The organism is Membranihabitans marinus (genome assembly GCF_021729155.1).
GTDB classification, from domain to species: domain Bacteria; phylum Bacteroidota; class Bacteroidia; order Chitinophagales; family Saprospiraceae; genus Membranihabitans; species Membranihabitans marinus.
This window is the reverse complement of sequence record NZ_JAJQYA010000030.1, coordinates 1-22,360: the sequence shown is the minus strand read 5'-3', so window position 1 is coordinate 22,360 and position 22,360 is coordinate 1. Positions and strand designations below refer to the sequence as shown.

Here is a 22,360-nt window from a genome sequence, read left to right as displayed (position 1 = left end):
TCCATTGATAATAAATCTTTTAGTAATTCATATAAAAATATAAAAAATGAGTTTATTTAGCACAAAATATCTAAAATCTGATCTGCTTTCTGGATCGGTCGTTTTTCTCGTTGCATTGCCCCTGTGTTTAGGTATAGCACTGGCTAGTGGGGCGCCATTATTCGCTGGGATTATTGCCGGTATAGTTGGTGGAATTGTGGTTGGGAGTTTAAGTAATTCTCAACTTAGTGTGTCAGGACCAGCGGCAGGATTAACGGCGATTATTCTGACGGCCATCGCAACTTTAGGATCTTTTGAAGCCTTTTTGCTTGCCGGTATAATTGCAGGGGGAATTCAATTATTATTGGGATTTGCCAAAGCCGGTATTATTTCAAATTATCTTCCCTCAAATGTGATTGAAGGGATGCTAGCTGCCATTGGTATTATTATTATCCTTTCTCAAATACCACATGCTGTAGGGTATAATTCCATTCATGAAAATCAATTTTTCAACATCGGTTCCAGTGGCGATATACCTGTCATCGGATCTATAGTTCAGAGTATCAATTTTATGCATCCAGGAGCCTTGGTTGTTGTATTGGCTTCCTTGGCTGTAATTATTCTATTTCAGAAAAACAAGACTTTACAAAAGATCAAAGCTATTCCCGGAGCACTTGTTGCTGTATTAACTGGAGTATTGATCAATGAAGGTTTTAGAATAACTGGTTCAAGCTTATACATCAGTGAAAGATTTTTGGTAAGTCTACCTGTGCCAAGTTCATTCTCTGAATTTTTGGGTCAATTTGCAGTTCCCGATTTTACAGCTATTTCAAATCCACAAGTTTGGATAGTGGCATTGACTTTGGCTGCAGTTGCCAGTATAGAAACTCTTTTATGTATTGAGGCAGCGGACAAAATGGATCCATTGAAAAGATATACCAACACCAATACGGAGTTGAAAGCTCAAGGTATTGGAAATATGGTTAGTTGTTTTATAGGTGGACTTCCTGTAACCTCTGTGATTGTTCGTACATCAGCAAATGTAAATTCTGGTGGTAGAACAAAATTGGCAGCCATTTCACACGGTTTTTTCCTATTGATTGCAGTGGTTTCCATCCCTCATTTGCTCAATAAAATTCCATTGGCTTCACTTGCGGCTATATTGTTCTCTATAGGATTTAAATTAGCCAGTCCAAAGGTATTTGTTCACATGTGGAACAACAGTAAAAAATTCCAATTTATTCCCTTTGTAGTCACTGTTGTAGCCATTATTGCCACAGACTTACTCGTTGGAGTAGGGGTTGGACTAGCCGTAAGTATCTTCTTTATTCTTAAAGGTAATCTCAAGTTGGCTTACTTCTTCAAAAGAGATGAATTTAAGGAGGGGGAGACCATTCATATGGAATTGGCACAAGAGGTATCTTTTTTAAATAAAGCTGCCATTAAGCAAACTTTTGCTCACTTGCCTAAGTCCAGTAAATTGGTTATTGATGCTTCTAATACCATATATATTGACCACGATGTATTGATGCTCATTAAGAATTTCTACAATTTTGGTTCCAAGGATATGGGAATTGAGGTAGATTTGGTAGGTTTCCGAAAGGAGTATAAAATGGAAAATACAAGACATTATGTTACTTCAGTAGTAGATCCAAATGCTAGTATTGTCTCACCAGTGGAAGTAGAGAAAGGACAGCGAGTTCCCAATCACATTTTGTCGATGAAGTCGTTTACCATGGCTGAAAATTAATATACCCTAGTATTAAACAGTTCGAATTGAGAATAGCGAGTACATTTGTATTCGCTATTTTTTTTATTAGGTATATAATTTTTTTTTATGTGGCGATAAATATGGTTTGTCCCACTTTTGAATGAGGATTTATGTTGAATATTGTACGACATACAAATGTTAATTGTTCAATATTTTTTGATTTCATCCTCCACTTTAGTCTATAATTTTCTCTCCCTCTATTTTACCAAATGTATTAGTTTGTATTCCAGTTTTTGCTATCATCGTATAGTTTGAAATAAAGATTCTAATCCGCCTAATTTCTATCCTTGATCTTGATAATTATTCTGGTAAATCATGAAATCCTATAGAATAAATATTTTATTTGTTTGCATTTTTTAAAAATTGCACCCTTTTCTCGAGGTGATTATGCCAAATATCATGATTTATTAAATGTTGTATGTATTTTAATATATACATTAATATATGTATTTTTAAATAAATTAATTTAACTTAATGATCTTGTATTGTAAATTAAAATACTGATCTTGTTGAATTTGCTTGTTTTCAGGGCGGAAGTTACTCCATTTATTCTTTTTTATATAAATATTGATAGGCGTAACTATGTTTAGACTCGAGTATTGAAGAGCTAGTGAAGTTTATCTAATTTTTTACTAGTTTATTTAGTTTATTTTGTCTTTTTTAATTAGTTTTTAAAAAATATTAAATATAATTGTTTGCATTATTGAAAATATAATTAACTTAATGTTTTTAATTATTTAAACTTGAAATTATGTTTACAGTCAAAAAGTCAATTAGGCTATTGCGTTCAAGTGTTTTACTAGCTTTATTCCCCTTGTTTATGGGCTGTAGCAAAGAAGGTCCTTTACTGAAATCGTCAAATTCTACAACAACTTATCTAAGCTTTGAGAATGAAGAAGCCATGCAGTCTTTCAATAGACAAATGCAAGTTGGCGAAATAACTGGTCATGATATAAATCCAAGATTTATAAGTGCAAGTCAAGCATTTGAAGACAAAATTAAAGTTTTGAAAAGTATAGAAGAACAAGGTGACGGTGAAGCCTATTGGAATTTTATCGATCTCCATGAAGATGAAATATGGTATTTTGATACACAAGAGCGGATGCATCCAGTATATGCATTTGAAGGTTTTTCTTCCATAGCCAACGATAAAGGCTTGGTCAAAGTGGGAAATGAATTATTGAAAATATACAAAAATAAGCTATATCTATTCCCTTTAGAAATGGAGAATAAAGTAACGAATATAGACGAAAGTGAACTCGGACAATATTCAGATTATTTAGATGCTGATGGCAATCAATCTGAATTTACATTAAGAGGAAATTGTTCCACCAGCTATACCGCTCGAGCTTTCAATCCTGACATTACAAGAGAAGTTGAATTTAAAGTGAGCTTAAATGATATTAGGGATTCGCAGAGAGGGCTTTATCGACCACAAGTTTTATTACAAACAGTAACTCGTAAAAGGAAGGGCAAGCTATTTGGTGGCTATAAATGGGTAAATTATAGCAATGTTCACTACCACCAAGCAAGCAATATTGAGACAGAAGATTTTAATCTAGTCTTTAATGGTCAAACGATAAAATCCAAAGTTAAAATTTCATTTAGTAAAAAAATAGTGAATTATGGAAATAGCATCGCAAAACAAACTTTTGAACCCGAAGATGCTGGACACATTGTACTTAATTCTTATAATCCAAATCTTGGAATTCCAGATTTAAAATTGGTATATGCGGGGGGAACTTCGCAAGGGGTTATTACTGGTAATCCAGAAATATGGGCCCAACTTTGGCAGTCTTGTAATTAATTAAAATATCGTGGCTGGGTTCTGCCCAGCCATTTTTAAATATATAATAATCATGAAAAAATTAATAATAGTTATTGGGTTAATGATGATGTCACAGCTATCTCAGAGTCAATCTCGTTTTGAATTTAGTCTCGCATTGACGGGAAGCGATGTTGAACCTTATCTAGATGGGGTAAACAGCCCTAATCAGTTTATACCTAGGATATGGGACAATTACCGTAATAATATATTACCCATGGCTATAGGGGTAAATCTTGGAGCTGATTTTGCCATTGTTCAGAATAAATGGTTATCCATTCACACTGGGCTTAAGTATAGTTTAGTGGGGAGTAAGGTTGATGCCAGAATTGGCTCATTTGGTGAAGAGATTAATAAATCAATATATAACCATTACGCGCAGGTTCCATTGAAGATTACCTTAGAAAAAATGAATCCCTTCTACTTTTATGCAGGAGCATCGTTTAATTACGCCCTTCATTTCGACAAAGATTTTGAGAAATTATATGGAGGAAATCAAATTAGACAGGATTGGCGGTATATGACTGGATTGGGATGGCGATTGAATCATTATTCTGTCTTTGCTCAATTTGAGGAAAGTCTTATGGATTTTGGAAATAAAAAACTTATGAACAATCAAAACTGGAGTAAACCTAAGAATACAATCATAAGTCTTGGGCTTACTGTTAATATGGATGGATTGAAAAAGGAGAGTGTGGTGGTAAAAGAGTCAAAGTGAGACGAGATAAGCAAAGTAAACAATAAGGTGATGTTGAAATAAAATGGAAATAGTCTGTACGGCTAGGACCAATGTTGAAATAAAAAAAATAATATTATATATAGTATGAATATTAAACGATGGCTAATGACGATCGCAGGTATGGTCTTGTCATTCTATGGTCTAAGTCAAAATATGAAGATGTAGGCATCAATAGTTGATGGTTGTCAGAGCTAGGTTATAACTATTTATACCAAATTCATTTGTAACAGTCGGTTATATTTTTATTTATCATAGAGAAACAACTGAATGAAGTAGTCTTTTTTAAGGCTAGTCAGTTGTGTCTCTATGGTGCTGTACACTATTCTCATTCACATCCACTGCACAGTAGTCGTCTTCCTTCACTTTGACTGCCACAATTCAACTGCGCTCATCAGTGTAAAGACTTAGAATGCAGCGACTCAAATGCCTATTTAAGGTATTTGGATCTTCACTCGGTCATATTATGAACCCCAAGGTCTAGGGATATGACAAAAGAAAGAACATTTAACCACGCTAGATAAAACACGGATACATAAATTGTAACCATTTATACATTAAACCTGAAATGCATTACATCTCCGTCCAATACTACGTATTCTTTGCCTTCAACACCCAATTTACCAGCTTCTTTAACTGCCGATTCTGATCCATATTGCATGTAGTCTTCATAATGGATAACTTCAGCCCTGATAAATCCTTTTTCGAAATCAGTATGAATGACAGCTGCAGCTTGCGGAGCCTTGGTCCCTTCTAAAACCGTCCATGCACGAACTTCTTTTACCCCTGCGGTGAAATAAGTGATTAGATTGAGCAACTGATAGCAAGATCGAATCAATCGATTGACGCCGGGCTCAGTTAATCCCATTTCTTCTAGAAACATCATGCGTTCTTCCTCATCATCCAATTGGATAATTTCGGCTTCAATTCCAGCTGATATAAGGACGACTTCCGCTTGTTCATCGGCTATACTCTTCATAAAAGCTTCGGTAAACTTGTTTCCCGTTTTTACCGAATTTTCATCGACATTGCAAGCATAGAGGACGGGTTTTGCTGTGAGTAGCATTAATTCATTGAGAAATAGGTTTTGGTCTTCTGACAATTCTAGGGTTCTTGCCGGTTTGCCACTTTCCAAATGTTCTAATATCAAGGTAGCCGTATCCACCAATTTAACGGCATCTTTATTTCCTGTTTTAGCATTTTTCTTAAGGCGGTCCATTCTTTTTTCGACCGTCTCCATATCTTTAAGCAACAATTCTGTATCGATAATTTCTTTGTCCCTAACTGGATCTACATTGCCATCTACGTGAATAATATTGTCATTTTCGAAACAACGTACAACATGGACTATGGCATTTACCTCCCGAATATTGGCTAAAAACTGATTGCCCAATCCTTCACCCTGGCTGGCTCCCTTAATTAATCCAGCTATATCTACGATCTCTACTGTTGTGGGCAGTACGCGTTCTGGATGAACGAGTTCAGCCAGTTTATCCAATCGGGGATCAGGTACTGTAATAATGCCCACATTGGGGTCTTTGGTTGCAAAGGGAAAATTCGCTGCCAATGCTTTTGCATTGGTTAATGCGTTAAATAAAGTTGATTTTCCTACATTTGGTAATCCGACGATGCCACATTGTAATGCCATGGTTGCTTTTGTGTTTTGATATTATCGCGCAAATATATATTTATTACATCGATATTCACTAACAGAATGAATTACTTAGCCCATTTATTTTTATCAGATAACCAAGACGACTTGCGTTTTAGCAATTTTCTCACCGATATGATGACGATAAAAGAGGTGCGCGCATTGCCAGAAAAATTTCAGAAAGGCGTTAATCTACATCGCTTTATTGATGAGTTTACCGATCAACACCCTATTAATAAAGAATTGGTAAAACAAATGCATCCCTATTTTAAAAAATATGCCAGTGTGGTTTTAGATGTTTTTTTTGATTATTTTTTATTTGAAAATTGGTCGAATTATTCTACCCTTAATTTTTCAGAATTTTCAACCATGCAGTATGATGGCATATTAAATCACAAAAAATATATACCCATTCGACTCGAAAAAACGGTAATGTCTATGGTCCAGCATCAATTTCTCAACTCTTATACCAGTGTGGAGGGCATAGATCGGACTTTTGAAAGGATTGATAAGCGGGCGAAGTTTGAAACAGGATTCTATCAGGCTTCCAACGTAATGATGGAGATGAAACAAGATTTAAATAGGGAATTTAATTTATTTTTCCCGGAATTACTAGAAGCATGCCATCAGTTTATAAATATAGAAAAACCATAAGGTTATTACTACCTATCTATGCTTTTACCCAATGAAAATATCTAACTAGCCCTCAAAATGAAGTGAAAGCGTCAGCATTTGCGACAGGGCACGTTGAAGTAATCCAGCATCTTGTCCGGGGATATTATTGATTAGGATATTGGATATGCCTCTAGAAATTTTGATTTCAGGAGAAAGTATAAAATAGGGAAAGAAAAACTGAAATCCTATTCCACCTTCAAGGGCATAATCCGATGCTGAGATATTGAGTTCATTGGCTTCACTTTGGGTCCTCGATTTACTCGAGATGTCAAAGCAATATTTTGCTCCAGCAAATACATACACCCTCATATCTTTATAGGGATGAGATTTGTATCTGATGTGAAAGGGAAGTTCCCCATATACATATTCCAGGCTGACAGGTGCTTCTACTGCGGTTTGGTTTTTTTGATACATCAATTCCATTTGTCCAAAGGAAAAGCCGGGTAATAGTCTAAAGTCCCAATATTCTCCGACCTTGAGATTACCTATAACCTTGATATCGTAACCGGGATTTTCATAGGATTCTATGAGTTTAACCCTATTTTGATCTTGAAACGATGAACCGTGCAATACTTTTAAGTTGGATTTATGTAGTCCGAACGAAATCCCAAAATAATAATCCTTGAATTGCTTGTTGCGGTAATTGCTATGGCCATTTTGTGCTTTACCTGATGCGCATACAAAGCTTGAGACCAAAAGGACAAAGGCTATTTTTTTCCAAAGTATATATGACATATTCCCCAAGTGAGTTCTTTTAATTGAACATTGTTAAATCCTACTTCTTGTAGAATGGTTAAAAAGTTTTCTCGATCTGGAAAAGCCTGTACCGATTCGTATAAATAAGTATATGCTTTTGGATCTTTGGATTTTAAACGACCGATTGTCGGAAGTATTTTTTTAAAATAAAAATTATATCCCTGTTTGAGTGGAAATATTTTTGGTTTGGAGAATTCTAAGACGTATATCATACCTCCGGGCTTGGTTACTCTATACATTTCAGCCAGGCCTTTCTTCAGGGTTTCAAAGTTTCTTACCCCAAAAGAAGCCGTGGTAATATCGTAGCTGTCGTCTGCTTCATCTAAATTTTCAGCGTCGGCTACATTTAAGGTAATTCGATTCCCCAAATTTTTCTTGTCAACCTTAATTTGACCATATTTCAACATGTTTTTTGAAATATCTACACCTTTTATACTAACCGTCTTCGATTTTTCTGCCAATGTTAAAGCGACATCGGCTGTACCTGTAGCAACATCTAAAATCTTTTCCGGATTGTGGGAAAGGATGAGTTGGGTCAGGGTATTTCGCCATTTTACATCGAACCTTGCAGAGAGGAATCGATTGAGGAAATCATATCCACCAGCAATATTATCAAACATTGTAGTAACTTGTTCTTTTTTACCGCTAGGGACAGAATCGTATGGTTTAATTTGTTTTTCCATGGAAAAATTTATAATTCTTTGGATATTCCGTAAAGAAAGTCAAAAATATTCAACTTGTAAACAAATCAAGTAAGTTATATATATTAGATACTATTTATTTTTAATACATTTGCATCGCTTAAATAAACATGAATACCATTTAAATGGCAGATACACAAAAGATTATACCTATTAACATAGAGGATGAGATGAAAACAGCCTACATTGATTATTCAATGTCGGTTATTGTTTCAAGGGCTTTACCGGATGTTAGAGATGGTTTAAAGCCAGTGCATAGGCGGATACTGTACGGTATGCAAGATTTGGGCTTGGTTTATTCAAGAGGTCACAAAAAATCCGCTAGAGTAGTAGGGGAGGTTTTGGGTAAGTACCACCCCCATGGAGATTCATCGGTGTATGAAGCTATGGTGAGGATGGCTCAGGATTGGTCATTGCGATATCCATTGATTGACGGTCAAGGTAACTTTGGCCATATTGATGGTGATAGTGCTGCGGCCATGCGTTATACCGAAGCCAAGTTGGCTAGAATAGCCGATGAAATGCTTTCAGACATCAAGAAAGAAACCGTAGACTTTGCTTTTAACTTTGACGATTCACTGAAGGAACCGACGGTTTTGCCAGCTCGGATTCCCAATTTGTTGATCAATGGTGCCTCAGGGATAGCCGTGGGGATGGCGACGAATATGTTGCCCCATAATTTAACCGAAGTTGTCAATGGCGTTATCGCGACTATTAAAAATCCCGATATTGATACCGAAGGGTTGATGGAGCACATCAAGGCTCCGGATTTTCCGACTGGTGGTATTATATATGGATTGGAGGGCGTGAAGGAAGCTTTCGAAACGGGACGAGGACGTGTCGTTGTAAGAGGTAAAGCGGAAATCATTACCGATGGCAAAGGCCGTGAAACCATTATTATTACTGAAATTCCTTTTCAAGTCAATAAGAGTTCACTGGTTATAAAAATGAGTGAGCTGCGTCGCGATGAGAAAGTTGAAGGAATTTCTGAAATAAGAGACGAGTCGGATCGCGAGGGGATACGTATCGTGGTAGAAGTCAAACGAGACGCCATGGCTCAGGTTGTATTGAGTAAATTGTATAAATACAGCCAATTGCAGAGTTCTTATGGGGTCAATAACGTGGCATTGGTCAAAGGACGACCTCAGATATTGTCTCTTAAATCCTTGATCGAAGAATTTATTGAGTTTAGAATAGAAGTTATCGTTCGACGAACGAGATATGATCTTCGCAAAGCTCAGGAACGGGCTCATATTGTCGAGGGATTAATCATTGCCGTAGACAATATCGATGAAGTAATCAAAATAATTAGAGGGTCCAATACTGTAGATGAAGCCAAGACTGCTTTAATGGAACGATTTGGCCTATCTGAACTTCAGACCAAGGCTATCTTGGAAATGCGTCTTCAGAAATTAACAGGTCTGGAGATCGAGAAGTTAAGAGCGGAATACGATGAATTGATGAAGAAAATTCAATACTTCCAAGAAATTTTGGCCAGTGTGGAATTGCAAAAAGAAATCGTAGTAGAAGAGTTACATGAAATACGCGATAAGTTTGGTGACGAAAGACGTACTCAGATTACTTTCGCCGATGGAGAAATCAGTATAGAAGACTTGATACCCAATGAAGAGATGATGGTTTCTATATCTCATCTCGGTTATATTAAGAGGACCAAATCAGATCAGTATAAGGTTCAAGGCAGAGGTGGAAAAGGATCCAAGGGCAGCAAGACTCGGGACGCCGATTTTATCGAACATATTTTTGTAGCCAATGCACATAATTATTTACTCTTGTTTACCGAACAGGGTAGGTGTTATTGGTTGCGGGTATTCGAGATTCCGGAAGCCAATAGAAATGCTTCGGGACGAGTGATACAGAATATTCTTCAAATGCCGAAAGAGGATAATGTAAAAGCTTACATTATTGTTCAAGATTTGACCGATAAGGATTTCTTAGAAAATAATTTTATTGTATTTTGTACAAGAAATGGTTTGATTAAGAAAACCTCATTGATGGCTTATTCTCGACCTAGAGTAAACGGTATCAATGCCATTACCATTAACGAAGGTGATCAATTAATCGAAGCCAAATTGACCGATGGCAATAAGGAAATTATTATCGCCAATAAATTGGGACGAGCTATTCGATTTAACGAACAAAAAGTTCGATCTATGGGTCGAAATGCTGCAGGGGTGAAAGGTATTACTCTGGCCAATGATGAAGATCAAGTGGTAGGTATGGTATGCGTAGATTCAGACGATTCCGAAACATCGATTTTAGTTTTGTCTGAAAATGGTAACGGTAAAAGAACTGGAATCGAAGAATATCGAATTACCAACCGGGGAGGAAAGGGTGTAAAAACCATGAATATTAATGAAAAGACCGGGTTGCTAATCACTATTAAAGCAGTTGTGGATACCGATCATTTAGTTATTACCAATCGATCTGGACTGACCATAAGATTGGCTCTAGATGTGGTAAGAGTAATGGGACGAGCGACTCAAGGAGTTCGATTGATTTCATTGAACAAAGGCGATAAGATAGCCGATGTAACCGTTATTCAACCAGATGAGGACGAGGAAAGTGATTTGATCACCGATGTGGACTTCACTGAGAGCGAAGAGTAAAATTTAACATAGTCGTAACAATATATTTTTAAATCTATAACCATTATTAGTATATTATTACGGTCAAATAAGTGAATTAATCAAAAATATTATCTACATGAAACGATTATTAGTTGTTCTATTTTTAGCAGTGGTTGGTTTGGTTACCGCCGATGCACAGGAGACCAATCCAAAGAAGGCCTTTAAACAAGCAAAGAGAAATCGAAGCGCTTTTGAATTGGATAATGCAAAAGTAGACGAATTGAAAGATGCGGTCAAGTTAGTAGGAGTAGCTGCTAGAGACCAAGAAATGGGAGAGTTGTCTGAAGTATGGATAGAGATGGGAGACATCTATAGTGCATTCTTAGAATTGGATTATAAAAATTCATTAATGGATGAAAACTATAAGTCTCAATATTTACAAGAGGCCAATAAGGCTTATATGGCTTATAAGAAAGGGTTTGAATTGGCGGATAAATCAAGAGATTCAAAATTGGCATTAGAAGGTATGGCTGGTTTGGTACAATCCATGAGTAATTCAGGGATAACCGTATTACAAGCCGGTGATGCAATGGGGGCCTACAATATATTTAAAAATGTTTTGGATATAGATGCCCTTTTATCTGAAAACGGAATTGATAGTCCATTACAAGGTGAAGAAGCCAAAAATAACCAGTTGTTTTTAGCGGGATATTCTGCACTGATTGGAGAGCAGTTTTCTTTGGCAAAACCGTATTATACGCAGTTAAAAGACAACAACTATGACGATCCTTCTCTCTACGAAGGTCTATACAAGATTGCTTTGAGCGAATCCCCTGAAACAGCTTCAGCTATTTTGGAAGAAGGAAGAGAAAAATATCCTGATGATTTATCGCTTTTGTATGCTGAGATCAATCACGCATTACAAAATAATGAAATCGGTACATTGGAGACTAAATTGAAAGAGGCGATTAAAAAAGATCCTAAAAACGTTTCATTGTATTCCACTACTGGATCGGTATATGACCGTTTGTTTCAAGAAACCATGGATACTGATGCAGCTAAAGCAAATTCGTATTTTGACAGTGCTAAAGTATATTTTGAAAAAGGATTGGAATTGGATCCTGACAATGTAGATGCTATTTACAGTATTGGAGCACTATTCTATAATAAAGCGGCTCAAGGTACACAGCAGTTGCAAGAATTGGCTGATGACTTGAGTTCTGCAGGTATGAAAAAATACGATTCAACTAAAGCAGAAGTAGATAAAATCTTTGATCAAGCACTTCCTTATTTTCAAAAAGCAGAACGTGTAAATCCAAGTGATAGAAATACCTTGATTGCACTTAAAGAAATTTATGCTAGAAAAAACCAAATGGATGTTTCTGATATCTTCTCAGCTCGATTAGAGCAAATTGAAAGAGGTGAAACCATAGCTGAGTCCTATTTTAAATCTCAGGACTAATAAATAAGTAAAATTTTATTTTGCAAAAAAGCCCCTAATTGGGGCTTTTTTTTGTATATATGTTCAAATTTTTATTGGTAAATGATTAATACCCAGACCGGACTTAAAAAGTTTGATGCCGTATTTATGTTTTGTGGTAAGATTGCGAGTGTATGCAATATCTTACTGGTTTTTATTTTAGTGTTAGATGTAATATTGCGTTATTTCTTCTTTCACTCTGAAGCTTGGTTAACCGAATTGGAATGGCATATTTTTGCCTTAATATTTCTAATCGGAGGGGCCTATACTTTTCATTACGACGGACATGTACGGGTAGATTTAATTTACAACAATCTATCCAAGAAAGTTCAAGCTTGGATTAACCTTCTTGGTACGGCTGTTTTTTTAATTCCATGGACTTATATAGTCATACGGTCTAGTTACAAGTATGCCATGTATTCTTGGGCCATCAATGAAGGTAGTGCTGATCCTGGAGGACTGGCGATGAGGTATCTTATTAAGTTTGCAGTTGTTCTCGCATTTGTTATTCTCTTGTGTTATGCCTGTTTATTGATCTGGAAATGTATTCTAGTGATTCGCGGCAAAGACATATCATTGTTTCATTCATCTAATACCAGCGCTTAATGGAGTCCATAGCACTTTTGATGGTAGTTATCATTTTTGTTTTATTGTTGTTGGGCTTTCCTGTAGCTTTTACACTAGCTGGAGTATCGAGTATAATTGGATATTTCACCCTAGGTCCGGATTTCTTTAATTTTCTTCCATCGCGGATGATGGGTATTTTAAGTAATTATGTTTTATTAGCTGTGCCTCTATTTGTGTTTATGGGCATCATGCTAGAAAAGTCCGGGCTCGCGGCTACGCTATTGGAAACAATGGCTCATTTCTTCGGAAAGGTTCATGGAGGGTTAGGAGTCAGTGTAATTGTGGTTGGAACCCTTTTGGCGGCTTCTACTGGCATCGTAGGAGCGACGGTAGTGACCATGGGATTGATTAGTTTACCGACCATGATAAAGGCCAAATACAATATCCCACTTTCAACCGGCATTATTGCTTCTTCTGGTACACTGGGGCAGATTATTCCGCCATCGATAGTATTGGTTCTTTTGGGTAGTGTATTGAATATCACCGTTGGCGACTTATTCAAAGCGGCATTACTTCCTGGTGGATTGATTGTATTGTCTTATATAATATATGTGTTGATCATTGCCAAAATCAAGCCAGAGTGGGCTCCTGTTTTGGAGCAGAAGGAAGATGAAACTAAAATCAGTACCAAAAAAACGATAATAGCCCTTGTCATGCCTATATTGTTGATGGTCATAGTTTTGGGTAGTATATTTGCTGGAATCGCTTCTCCTACAGAAGCTGCAGCTGTGGGTGCTTTTGGGGCCATAATATTAACTATGTTGGCCGGGAAATTTTCTTGGAAGACGCTTATGGTTACTGGACAGGAATCGACTCGATTGACGACTATGGTATTCTTTATTTTATTGGGTGCCACTACATTTTCTTTAGTATTTAGGGGATTACACGGTGATGATTTAATTCTAACTTTAATTCGAAATGCTGATCTAACCTCTATTCAATTGGTCGCATTTATTTTAATGATCGTTTTTATTCTCGGATTTTTTATTGATTTTGTTGAAATCATATTCATCATTGTTCCTATTATACTGCCCATATTAAATGCATATGATATCGATTTAATATGGATTGGAATCTTATTAGCTCTCAATCTACAGACTTCGTTTTTAACACCACCATTTGGGTTTTCCCTATTTTATCTCAAAGGCGTAGCACCTCCACAGGTTAAAACCACCCATTTATATCGAGGAATTATTCCATTTATTTCGATTCAATTGGTCATCTTATTGTTGGTGTTTTTCTTTCCCGAATTGGTGTCCATGTGGTTGTAATCGAAATTTTGGTTTATAAACAATACGGCCTGTCTAAGATTTAAAGGAAGACGAACTTAGGTAAGTTTTACTGAAGAAGATTCTATTCTTCAAAGGGATTCTAAGTAAAGTATTTATAATTCTACGAAATGCAATGATAATTAACGGTAATCTTTGGATGTTTTAAAGTTTCACATCGTTTAAAGTTTCACATCGCTTAAAGTTTCACATCGTTTAATATTTCAAATCGTTTAAAGTTCCATATCGTTTGAATATTCTTAGCCTTTTCGATGATACTTAAATACTAATATCATAAGTTTCTTTTTTAGTACTATGGAAAAGTAGAAAATTCTAGAGGTATTTAAGAGGAGACCGAGGTAGTATTGCTGCCAGAGCCTTAAAGTTAGTCAACGAAGAAATGATCGAACCATGGCATGACAAAAGCTATAGTCGCTACGCTATTTCTGTCCTTTGTACAAATCTTTGTGGCCACAGTGGTGAAAAACCCTGATCAAGGACGTAAGACCAAATACATTCACAAATCACGGTCATCTTTGGATTTATTAGAAGGTGTACTTCGTTTTAAGTATTTAGCCTTTACGATGATGCTTGATACTTAAAATCTAATATTTCTTTTTTAGTACTATGAAAAAGTAGAAAAAATTTATGGTATTTAAGAGGAAATCTAGGTAGTATTGCTGCCAGAGCCATAAAGTTAGTCAACGAAGAAATGGTCGAACCATGGCATGACAAAAGCTATAGTCGCTACGCTATTTCTGTCCTTTGTACAAATCTTTGTGGCCACAGTGGTGAAAAACCTTGATCAAGGACGAAAAACCAAATACATTCACAAATCACGGTCATCTTTGGATTTATTAGAAGGTGTACTTCGTTTTAAGTATTTAGCCTTTTCGATGATGCTTGATAATTAAAATCTAATATTTCTTTTTTAGTACTATGAAAAAGTAGAAAAATTTTATGGTATTTAAGAGGAGATCTAGGTAGTCTTGCTGCCAGAGCCATAAAGTTAGTCAACGAAGAAATGATCGAACCATGGCATGACAAAAGCTATAGTCGCTACACTATTTCTGTCCTTTGTACAAATCTTTGTGGCCACAGTGGTGTAAACCTTGATCAAGGACGTAAAACTAAATACATTCACAAATCACGGTCATCTTTGGATTTATTAGAAGGTGTACTTCGTTTTAAGTATTTAGCCTTTTCAATGATGCTTGATACTTAAAATCTAATATTTCTTTTTTAGTACTATTAAAAAGTAGAAATATTTATTGGTATTTAAGAGGAGATCGAGGCAGTATTGCTGCCAGAGTCTTGAATTCAGTCAACGATGAAGATGACCGAGCGAAGTGCGAAGCACCATTGATCCTAAATGGATCAATGGCGAGGGAACCGGAGCCACTGTGCTCCGGCGTGACTGCTCTGTAGTTCGTAAGGATTTTAGCCACTGTGCTCCGGCGTGACTGCTCTGTAGTTCGTAAGGATTTTAGCCACTGTGCTCCGGCGTGACTGCCCCGTAATTCGAAAGATTTTTAGCCACTGTGCTCCGGCGTGACTGCCCCGTAATTCGAAAGATTTTTGGCCACTGTGCTCCGGAGTGACTGCTCTGTAGTTCGTAAGGATTTAGCCACTGTGCTCTGGCATGACAGCAATATAATTCTATAGTCATATTCCCCTCCTGTGGAGAGGTGACAGTTTACTGTCGGGGTGAATAGGAAATTCTGCAGGAAATAATAAAATTTAATTTTTTTCAATCGATCCACCCCGTCTGACAAGTCAGCCCGTCCTCCAATGGAGGGTAATTTCGCTGTCGAATTGAAGTGTAATTACGCTAAACCAGCTTGATAAACAAGTCCTGAAGGGACGACATAGCTTTAAATTTCTAGCTTTAGATTGATGATGTAGTCATGTATCGGCATGGTAGCCAATCCACCCACGTCACAGTGGTCGTCTTCCCTCAATGGAAATATATTATTACAGCAATTGTAGTTTTGACTTGTCAAATTAAAAGCAGTATTCAATAAACTAATTTTACTTATTTATGCGGTAGCTGATCGAGATGAAGCATTTGTAAAATTATCGGAATAACAATTTGGTTTTATCTTAGAATACTCAATTATTAAACCTAAGGGATTACCGATTAAAATGAAACCTCAATCTCAACTACCGTAGGTTTAACTTTAATAAGACTGCTGTTGTTGGAATAAATAATTTTATCCCCTTGAAGAAAGGGATATACAGAAATATCACCGTGGTGTTCAAATGACAATTTCAACCTGTCGTCTAATTTACCTCCCTGCCAGTTAATGACCCGACCTGAATAGTCCCACTCAAATCCCATTAACTGAAATGTTTGATCGTTAATAGCATTAATTTTTTCTATGGACATTCCTATTTTAATACCTTCGGCCGTTTTCCAATCTCCATCAGGATTGCGAATGACAATCTGATTTAAATTGGTGAAATTTTCATTTTCCCAATAAACAAATAATTCGTTATCTGTTCCTGGGTAAACTATATTGCCCATTACTTTCTCGCCTTCACCTATGTTCAGTTGGCTGCGCTGAATATTTTCTCCACCTATTTTTTCGATCAAAGAAGCCTCATTGTCTTCTGCAGTAATCATACCTACTCGTTCGCCAGGGATTATAAGGTGGTCATTGATGGCTTCTAAGGCAATGTTGTCATGTGTAATTATTTCCATACCTCCTCCGTAAATCCAACCAGTATCGCGATTGAATATGATTTGGTACCAGTGCCTCGGCTCGGAAACACCTCTGATAGATATAGATTCCTTTTCATGTGATTTCATCCCAGTTAGGGGTACGATTTGCCCTTCTGGAATTTGAGCTAGTTGCTGACCCTGTAAATCTGGAGTAGTCCGCATTCTTAAATTATTTACCAATATTTTTGCGTATTGAGTTGTATCAACTTCGACTTCAGCTGCAACTGTGTTTTCTTCTGGTTCTGATCCGCTGTTCTTACATTGAATAAAGATAAGTAAGGAAAAAATTGAAATTAAAAGATTAAATCTCATCTGATTTGTTGTTGTGGTTTTTTTATGGCTTAGTTGCTACAAAATTGATAATATTTTTTAAAATAAGAAAGGTATTTTGTCCAATATAAATTTAAATTTGTGTTTTAAACAACAATTCAACCATGAACGAAAAATTTAAGGGCATTACTGAGTCAGAATATCTTCAATTGATCAAGGCAATATCAGATATAACTGTGTTGATCGCTGGAGCTGACGGAAAAATTGAAGATAGTGAAACGGAATGGGCTAATAAAATTACCAAAATTAGATCCTATAATTTGCCCAAAGCATTAAGTGAATATTATAAGCAAGTAGGACTTACTTTTAGTGATGATGTAGATCAATTGGTCTCTGAGTTTAGAGCTGATAGTGAAAAGACTTCAAATCTCATTAAATTGAGATTAGCACATTTAAACGACATCTTCTCTAAAATCGAAAATAAAACTTTGGCTTATGAATTATACCAAAGCTTTCTAAGTTTTGCTAAACACGTAGCTCGTTCTACTGGTGGATTCTTAGGTTGGGGTGCTATTGGATCTAAGGAAGATCAAGTAGTTGACTTAAAAATGATTCATACTGTTGAACCTCCGAGCATTGATGAAGAAATATCTTAAATGTTATAGATTTGTTAAAGCTAATGAATTTTGTATCATTTAGTGGAATTCATTCTTTATAAGGAGTATTGAATGAATAAATACTCACATTATGAAAATCAATTTATTATTTTTCTTAGTTTTTACATATTCTTCGCTAATGGCCCAGGTAGATTTTAATAAATGGGATCTTATTCTTACAAAATCTGTATCGAGTACAGGAAAAGTCAACTATCAAAAGATAAAGTCTGAGTATAGTGGTGATCTAAAACAATTATCTGAAGATTGGTCCAAGGTTAATGCAGGTAGCTTGAATACCAACGATGAGTTGGCATTTTGGATAAACCTATACAACCTGTCAACCGTTCAGTTGATCGTTAATCACTGGCCAGTTAAATCGATAAAGGATATCGAAAATGGCAATCCTTGGGAAAAGAAATGGATTAAATATAATGGAGACCTAATATCTTTAAATCATATTGAACACGAAATCATTCGCAAAAAATTTAAAGATGCTAGGATTCATTTTGCTGTAAATTGTGCTGCAAAATCCTGTCCTCCTTTATTGAACAATGCCTATGTAGGTAATAAAGTCCAAAATCAATTAGAAAGTCAAACTAAGAAGTTTATTAATAATCCCAAATTCAATACCATAACTAAGAATTCTGCAGAAGTAACACAATTGATGAATTGGTATAAAGAAGATTTTGGTGATGTGTTATCCTATATCAATAAATACTCTTCCACCAAGGTAGATAAAGGCACGACGATAACTTTCAAAGAGTATGATTGGGCACTTAATAATTAATCAATCCACTTTTCAGACCTCTTTATCATTAGAGATATAAAGTGATTGTTGATTTCAAAATACATTATGGCTGTACTTGATTCTTTTAATAGAAATCCAGTATGGCTTTTAATGTTTTGGTACTGATGATTATTGAATTTCCATACTTTAAGTTGTTATATAAACATATTTATATAAGAAATTTCTTAGTCTCAGTAAAAACTTCACTATATTATTCAAAGTATATTAGGCTGATTTAAGAACATGGCCATAGAGTATCCTTTTCGCTAAATATAATCCTTAGATATTGGTATCAATACTTCATTGTGTTGATTTTTAAAAGATAAACCTTCGATATATAATTTTTTCTATTATGTGATTAATACATCGTAATGGTATTGTATTTTCCCCGCGTAGTTTGAAAAATCTTTAGCATGTATTTTTCGTGTTATTCAAAGATTATTGGTTTAACATTTTAAATATGTCAAGGGATAATATAACTGGTTCAAAATCTGGGAATAATGGTATGTGATTTATTAAAATAATTATCCATGAATATTGAATATAGAGGGACTTATATTATAAAATTGTAAATATTATTGAAGATTTAATGGCATATGTGTATCTTTCCCATCAAATAGATTGAATTAAATATGCCTAAAATTGTCCTTTTAGAATCCGATACAGTAACCACTGGAGATATTAATTTGCAAGATATATCTGTGTTAAAGGATGCTGTTATTTTGAATTCTACCGATGTATCTCTATTGATTAAAAATCACCAAGATGTTGAGATATTACTCATTAATAAGTATAAAATAACCAAGACAGAATTAGATCAATTGCCCAATCTAAAAATGATACAAGTATTGGCCACTGGATATGATAACGTTGATTTAAATGCCTGTAAAGAAAGGGGAATAAAAGTCTTTAATGTATCGGGTTATTCTACCCATAGTGTAGCACAACATGTATTTGCCTTGATATTAGCTATAACCAATAAAGTTCATTACCATTGGCAAATGTCTCGAGATGGGATTTGGTCGAATGAACCCAAGTTTTGTTTTTATGCTCCTTCTATGATGGAGTTGCGAAATAAGCAAATGGGCATCATTGGTATGGGTAATATTGGAAATACTGTGGCAGAAATCGCTCATGCCTATGGTATGGATGTCTGCTCCTATACTAGGAGTCCTGAGAATATTAAATATCCATGGATAGAGTCTGTAGCTTTATTAGATTTAGTTGAAAAATCAGATATTATTTCTCTTCATGTCCCTTTAACTGAAGATACGTCTCAAATGGTGGATGAAGGTTTTTTGTCTAATATGAAGTCATCGGGCATATTGATCAATACCGCTAGGGGAGGATTAATAGATGAGGATGCATTGTACAACAGTTTGAATAAAAAGGAAATTAAGGCGGCAGGCTTAGATGTATTACAAGTAGAACCCCCAGAACAAGATCATCCTTTGTTGAGTTTGAACAATTGTATAGTTACCAGTCATATGGCTTGGGCTACCTTAGATGCGCGTTTACAACTTCTGGGAACGGCTAACAATATCATCAGTGATTATCTAGCTGGGAAGGAACAAAATTATTCTCTAGTTTAACAAGTATATTCTTTCATATATCGAAGGTTAGGACATTGCTATAGAGATTAAAATGATATTTTTTACGAAATAGATTTGTAATTAACGGTAATCGTTGGACTTGTTTGACGTTATACTTCGCTTAAAATGTTTTGGCTATTGGTTAATACTTGAAAATTAGAATCCTATGTCTTTTTTTTAGTGCTATGAAAAAGTAGAAAAATTTGCAGGTATTTGATTGGATACTCAGTCCGTAATTCTGCCAGAGTCTTGAATTCAGTCAACGATGAAGATGACCGAATGAAGCTCGAAGAGCCAAATGCCTTAAATAGGCATTTGATGAGGGAACCGGAGCCACTGTGCTCCGGCGTGACTGCACCGTAATTCGATGGGTTTTAAGCCACTGTGCTCCGGCGTGACTGCTCTGTAGTTCGTAAGGATTTTAGCAAATGTGCTCCGGTGTGACTGCACCGTAATTCGATGGGTTTTAAGCCACTGTGCTCCAGCGTGATTGCCCTGTAAATCGATAGGATTTTAGCCACTGTGCTCCGGCGTGACTGCACCGTAATTCGATGGGTTTTTAGCCACTGTGCTCCGGCATGACAGCAATGTAATTCGATGGGTTTTTAGCCACTGTGCTCCGGCATGACAGCAATGTAATTCGATAGTCTTAATCCCCTCCAATGGAGGGGTGTCAGTTTACTGACGGGTTGGTTTGGAAATTTTGTAGGAAATAATAAAATTTATTTTTATCAATCGAACCACCCCGTCTGACAAGTCAGACAACCCCCCATTGGAGGGTAATTTCGCTGCCGAATTGAAGTGTAATTACGCTAAACCAGCTTGACAAAGAAGTCCTGAAAGCGGTGCACTGAGCTTGGTCGAAGTGGACGTAGTTTAATAGCATAGGGTGCAACCCTATGAAAAGGATGCCTTCCTAGAAAAAAGTCCTGAAGGGACGAAGGAATTCATTTCTGTCGGCAGGAATCATCCATACCTCAGTTTAAATCACGGACATGAACAGATTGAATAATTTGAATGGGGGGGAGATTATGATGATTCTGGATTTGTCACACTTTTTGCCCAATTTTTCTAATTAAATAAGGGCAGAAAATTGAAAGAGATAACTGCTTTATATTAGAATATTGACAACGCAAAAATCCCGCCAAATCAATCTTTTAAATTCTTCTTCGAGCCGCACTAGAATTGCGGTTTTGCAATGGTCTGTATTTATAGCCACTAAACTATTGTAAGCCATCAACTAACTACGTATTGATCAGGGTATAAAAAGGCTATAAATTTGCTTCAAAAGAAGTAAATGAATAAATACGAAGAATTTGCTAGACGATATGAAGAATCTGGATTAACACGTAGGGAGTTTGCACAGAGTGAAGGAATATCATTAGAATCAGTAATCTATTATTTAAGGCGTAATCGCGAGTTGTCGAAAGGTAAAAAGTCAACCTTTGTACCACTATCGATAAAAAAGAAAGAGACCGTTAATCGAGAGATGATCATTAAGATTGGCGAAGAACTAGAGATCCGTATACCCATATGATAGGTTTAACACCACAACATCAATTTTATCTGCGTAAACACCCTACCGATATGCGCAAAGGTTTTGATGGATTAAGTGGTATTGTGATTAATGAGTGGGGGAAAGATCCAATGGATGGCAGTGTATATATATTTGTAAATCGACGACGAGATCGGATGAAGATGTTGGTATGGGAATCGGGAGGCTTTATGTTGTATTATAAACGCTTGGAAGAAGGTACTTTTGATCTTCCAAAAAGTGATGGAAAAACTACTGCATTAGAAGTGGACTGGGAGTTGTTGGTGCTAATGATAAGTGGTATAAAATGGGATGGAATTCAACGAAAAAAACGCTACAATAAGGTTGGAAAAAAGTAGAATTTTGCGTATTTTAAAGGTGTGAACGAAGCCCCAATTATAGCAGAATTAAGAGAAGAAAATACCCTTCTAAAACAAAAGTATGAATTAGTTAAACAAGAGTTAGCTCAATTAAGGCGACTGATTTATGGCAGTAAATCGGAGCGATTTAAAGAAGAATCCCCCGACCAACTCTCCCTGTTTGCCAGTGCTGTTAAGGAAGATCCTGCCCCAAATATTGAGGCAGAAGATGAAGTTTTACCTGAAGAAAAGAAAAACCATCCAGGACGCGGAAAATTACCAGAGCACTTGCCAGTAGAAGAGGTCATTTGTGAGCCTTCTGGAGTTTTATCAGATTGGGAGAGATTAAGTGATGTTATCACAGAGACTTTAGATTACAG

19 protein-coding genes are annotated in these 22,360 nt (G+C 36.1%); 15 read left to right on the top strand and 4 right to left on the bottom strand.

Translation table 11 applies throughout. From position 1 onward, the window contains the following. The first annotated feature begins 46 nt into the window (after positions 1–46). The 3 genes from LVD51_RS15680 to LVD51_RS15670 all read left to right on the top strand — a co-directional run bounded on the left by LVD51_RS15680 (position 47) and on the right by LVD51_RS15670 (position 4,293). Positions 47–1,729, top strand: a complete 1,683-nt coding sequence (locus tag LVD51_RS15680) for a SulP family inorganic anion transporter (protein ID WP_236972305.1) — start codon at positions 47–49, stop codon at positions 1,727–1,729. Positions 1,730–2,501: 772 nt separating this feature from the next. Next, entirely contained in the window at positions 2,502–3,557 is a 1,056-nt protein-coding gene (locus tag LVD51_RS15675; RefSeq protein WP_236972304.1) for a hypothetical protein, read from the top strand. Positions 3,558–3,609: 52 nt separating this feature from the next. Continuing rightward, the gene (locus LVD51_RS15670) at positions 3,610–4,293 is read left to right on the top strand and encodes a hypothetical protein (RefSeq protein ID WP_236972303.1); all 684 of its coding nucleotides are present in this window, start codon (positions 3,610–3,612) and stop codon (positions 4,291–4,293) included. A 568-nt stretch (positions 4,294–4,861) separates the two neighbouring features. On the opposite strand, the gene ychF is transcribed toward LVD51_RS15670, so the two are convergent. Then, the gene (gene ychF, locus LVD51_RS15665; protein WP_236972302.1) at positions 4,862–5,959 is read right to left on the bottom strand and encodes a redox-regulated ATPase YchF; all 1,098 of its coding nucleotides are present in this window, start codon (positions 5,957–5,959) and stop codon (positions 4,862–4,864) included. Positions 5,960–6,025: 66 nt separating this feature from the next. Between ychF and LVD51_RS15660 the strand changes: the two genes are divergently transcribed. Next, positions 6,026–6,616: an acyl carrier protein phosphodiesterase gene (locus tag LVD51_RS15660; protein ID WP_236972301.1), complete on the top strand. Its 591-nt coding sequence runs from the start codon at positions 6,026–6,028 to the stop codon at positions 6,614–6,616. Between the two features lie 45 nt (positions 6,617–6,661). Here the strand turns inward: LVD51_RS15660 and porT are convergent, their stop codons facing one another. Further along, positions 6,662–7,372 (bottom strand): type IX secretion/gliding motility protein PorT/SprT, encoded by a 711-nt coding sequence (gene porT, locus LVD51_RS15655; RefSeq protein WP_236972300.1) that lies wholly within the window; start codon positions 7,370–7,372, stop codon positions 6,662–6,664. Continuing rightward, positions 7,345–8,076, bottom strand: a complete 732-nt coding sequence (ubiE, locus tag LVD51_RS15650) for a bifunctional demethylmenaquinone methyltransferase/2-methoxy-6-polyprenyl-1,4-benzoquinol methylase UbiE (protein ID WP_236972299.1) — start codon at positions 8,074–8,076, stop codon at positions 7,345–7,347. Before ubiE ends, porT begins: the two co-directional genes overlap by 28 nt. A gap of 143 nt (positions 8,077–8,219) precedes the next feature. Here ubiE and gyrA point away from each other — a divergent pair, with 143 nt between their 5' ends. From gyrA to LVD51_RS15625, 5 genes are all read left to right on the top strand, one after another. Then, the gene (gene gyrA / locus LVD51_RS15645; RefSeq protein ID WP_236972298.1) at positions 8,220–10,721 is read left to right on the top strand and encodes a DNA gyrase subunit A; all 2,502 of its coding nucleotides are present in this window, start codon (positions 8,220–8,222) and stop codon (positions 10,719–10,721) included. 97 nt (positions 10,722–10,818) lie between these two features. After that, complete coding sequence (locus LVD51_RS15640; RefSeq protein ID WP_236972297.1) at positions 10,819–12,144, top strand: tetratricopeptide repeat protein; 1,326 nt, start codon at positions 10,819–10,821, stop codon at positions 12,142–12,144. Positions 12,145–12,225: 81 nt separating this feature from the next. Then, a complete protein-coding gene (locus LVD51_RS15635) occupies positions 12,226–12,768 on the top strand; it encodes a TRAP transporter small permease subunit (RefSeq protein ID WP_236972296.1) in 543 nt (180 codons plus the stop codon). Next, the gene (locus LVD51_RS15630) at positions 12,768–14,060 is read left to right on the top strand and encodes a TRAP transporter large permease (protein WP_236972295.1); all 1,293 of its coding nucleotides are present in this window, start codon (positions 12,768–12,770) and stop codon (positions 14,058–14,060) included. Before LVD51_RS15635 ends, LVD51_RS15630 begins: the two co-directional genes overlap by 1 nt. A gap of 413 nt (positions 14,061–14,473) precedes the next feature. Next, complete coding sequence (locus LVD51_RS15625; protein WP_236972294.1) at positions 14,474–14,659, top strand: hypothetical protein; 186 nt, start codon at positions 14,474–14,476, stop codon at positions 14,657–14,659. A 1,538-nt stretch (positions 14,660–16,197) separates the two neighbouring features. Here LVD51_RS15625 and LVD51_RS15620 read toward each other — a convergent pair. Beyond that, entirely contained in the window at positions 16,198–17,094 is an 897-nt protein-coding gene (locus LVD51_RS15620) for an SH3 domain-containing protein (protein ID WP_236972293.1), read from the bottom strand. Between the two features lie 122 nt (positions 17,095–17,216). Here LVD51_RS15620 and LVD51_RS15615 point away from each other — a divergent pair, with 122 nt between their 5' ends. The 6 genes from LVD51_RS15615 to LVD51_RS15590 all read left to right on the top strand — a co-directional run. After that, the gene (locus LVD51_RS15615; RefSeq protein WP_236972292.1) at positions 17,217–17,708 is read left to right on the top strand and encodes a hypothetical protein; all 492 of its coding nucleotides are present in this window, start codon (positions 17,217–17,219) and stop codon (positions 17,706–17,708) included. A gap of 91 nt (positions 17,709–17,799) precedes the next feature. After that, the gene (locus tag LVD51_RS15610; RefSeq protein WP_236972291.1) at positions 17,800–18,495 is read left to right on the top strand and encodes a DUF547 domain-containing protein; all 696 of its coding nucleotides are present in this window, start codon (positions 17,800–17,802) and stop codon (positions 18,493–18,495) included. Positions 18,496–19,127: 632 nt separating this feature from the next. Continuing rightward, positions 19,128–20,087 (top strand): NAD(P)-dependent oxidoreductase, encoded by a 960-nt coding sequence (locus tag LVD51_RS15605; RefSeq protein ID WP_236972290.1) that lies wholly within the window; start codon positions 19,128–19,130, stop codon positions 20,085–20,087. 1,297 nt (positions 20,088–21,384) lie between these two features. Beyond that, complete coding sequence (gene tnpA, locus LVD51_RS15600) at positions 21,385–21,624, top strand: IS66 family insertion sequence element accessory protein TnpA (protein WP_236972289.1); 240 nt, start codon at positions 21,385–21,387, stop codon at positions 21,622–21,624. Continuing rightward, positions 21,621–21,980: an IS66 family insertion sequence element accessory protein TnpB gene (gene tnpB / locus LVD51_RS15595; RefSeq protein WP_236972288.1), complete on the top strand. Its 360-nt coding sequence runs from the start codon at positions 21,621–21,623 to the stop codon at positions 21,978–21,980. Before tnpA ends, tnpB begins: the two co-directional genes overlap by 4 nt. Before the next feature lie 21 nt (positions 21,981–22,001). Continuing rightward, on the top strand, positions 22,002–22,360 hold a 359-nt coding region (locus LVD51_RS15590; RefSeq protein ID WP_449566875.1), incomplete at its 3' end, for an IS66 family transposase.

What these genes read in the sequence shown, in the direction of transcription:
- LVD51_RS15625 (WP_236972294.1), top strand. Translation starts at nt 14,474, where the DNA reads ATGACAAAAGCTATAGTCGCTACGCTATTTCTGTCCTTTGTACAAATC.
- tnpA (WP_236972289.1), top strand. Translation starts at nt 21,385, where the DNA reads ATGAATAAATACGAAGAATTTGCTAGACGATATGAAGAATCTGGATTA.
- porT (WP_236972300.1), bottom strand. Translation starts at nt 7,372, where the DNA reads ATGTCATATATACTTTGGAAAAAAATAGCCTTTGTCCTTTTGGTCTCA.
- LVD51_RS15680 (WP_236972305.1), top strand. Translation starts at nt 47, where the DNA reads ATGAGTTTATTTAGCACAAAATATCTAAAATCTGATCTGCTTTCTGGA.
- LVD51_RS15620 (WP_236972293.1), bottom strand. Translation starts at nt 17,094, where the DNA reads ATGAGATTTAATCTTTTAATTTCAATTTTTTCCTTACTTATCTTTATT.
- LVD51_RS15630 (WP_236972295.1), top strand. Translation starts at nt 12,768, where the DNA reads ATGGAGTCCATAGCACTTTTGATGGTAGTTATCATTTTTGTTTTATTG.
- tnpB (WP_236972288.1), top strand. Translation starts at nt 21,621, where the DNA reads ATGATAGGTTTAACACCACAACATCAATTTTATCTGCGTAAACACCCT.
- gyrA (WP_236972298.1), top strand. Translation starts at nt 8,220, where the DNA reads ATGGCAGATACACAAAAGATTATACCTATTAACATAGAGGATGAGATG.
- LVD51_RS15670 (WP_236972303.1), top strand. Translation starts at nt 3,610, where the DNA reads ATGAAAAAATTAATAATAGTTATTGGGTTAATGATGATGTCACAGCTA.
- ychF (WP_236972302.1), bottom strand. Translation starts at nt 5,959, where the DNA reads ATGGCATTACAATGTGGCATCGTCGGATTACCAAATGTAGGAAAATCA.
- LVD51_RS15660 (WP_236972301.1), top strand. Translation starts at nt 6,026, where the DNA reads ATGAATTACTTAGCCCATTTATTTTTATCAGATAACCAAGACGACTTG.
- LVD51_RS15640 (WP_236972297.1), top strand. Translation starts at nt 10,819, where the DNA reads ATGAAACGATTATTAGTTGTTCTATTTTTAGCAGTGGTTGGTTTGGTT.
- LVD51_RS15615 (WP_236972292.1), top strand. Translation starts at nt 17,217, where the DNA reads ATGAACGAAAAATTTAAGGGCATTACTGAGTCAGAATATCTTCAATTG.
- LVD51_RS15675 (WP_236972304.1), top strand. Translation starts at nt 2,502, where the DNA reads ATGTTTACAGTCAAAAAGTCAATTAGGCTATTGCGTTCAAGTGTTTTA.
- LVD51_RS15635 (WP_236972296.1), top strand. Translation starts at nt 12,226, where the DNA reads ATGATTAATACCCAGACCGGACTTAAAAAGTTTGATGCCGTATTTATG.
- LVD51_RS15610 (WP_236972291.1), top strand. Translation starts at nt 17,800, where the DNA reads ATGAAAATCAATTTATTATTTTTCTTAGTTTTTACATATTCTTCGCTA.
- LVD51_RS15605 (WP_236972290.1), top strand. Translation starts at nt 19,128, where the DNA reads ATGCCTAAAATTGTCCTTTTAGAATCCGATACAGTAACCACTGGAGAT.
- ubiE (WP_236972299.1), bottom strand. Translation starts at nt 8,076, where the DNA reads ATGGAAAAACAAATTAAACCATACGATTCTGTCCCTAGCGGTAAAAAA.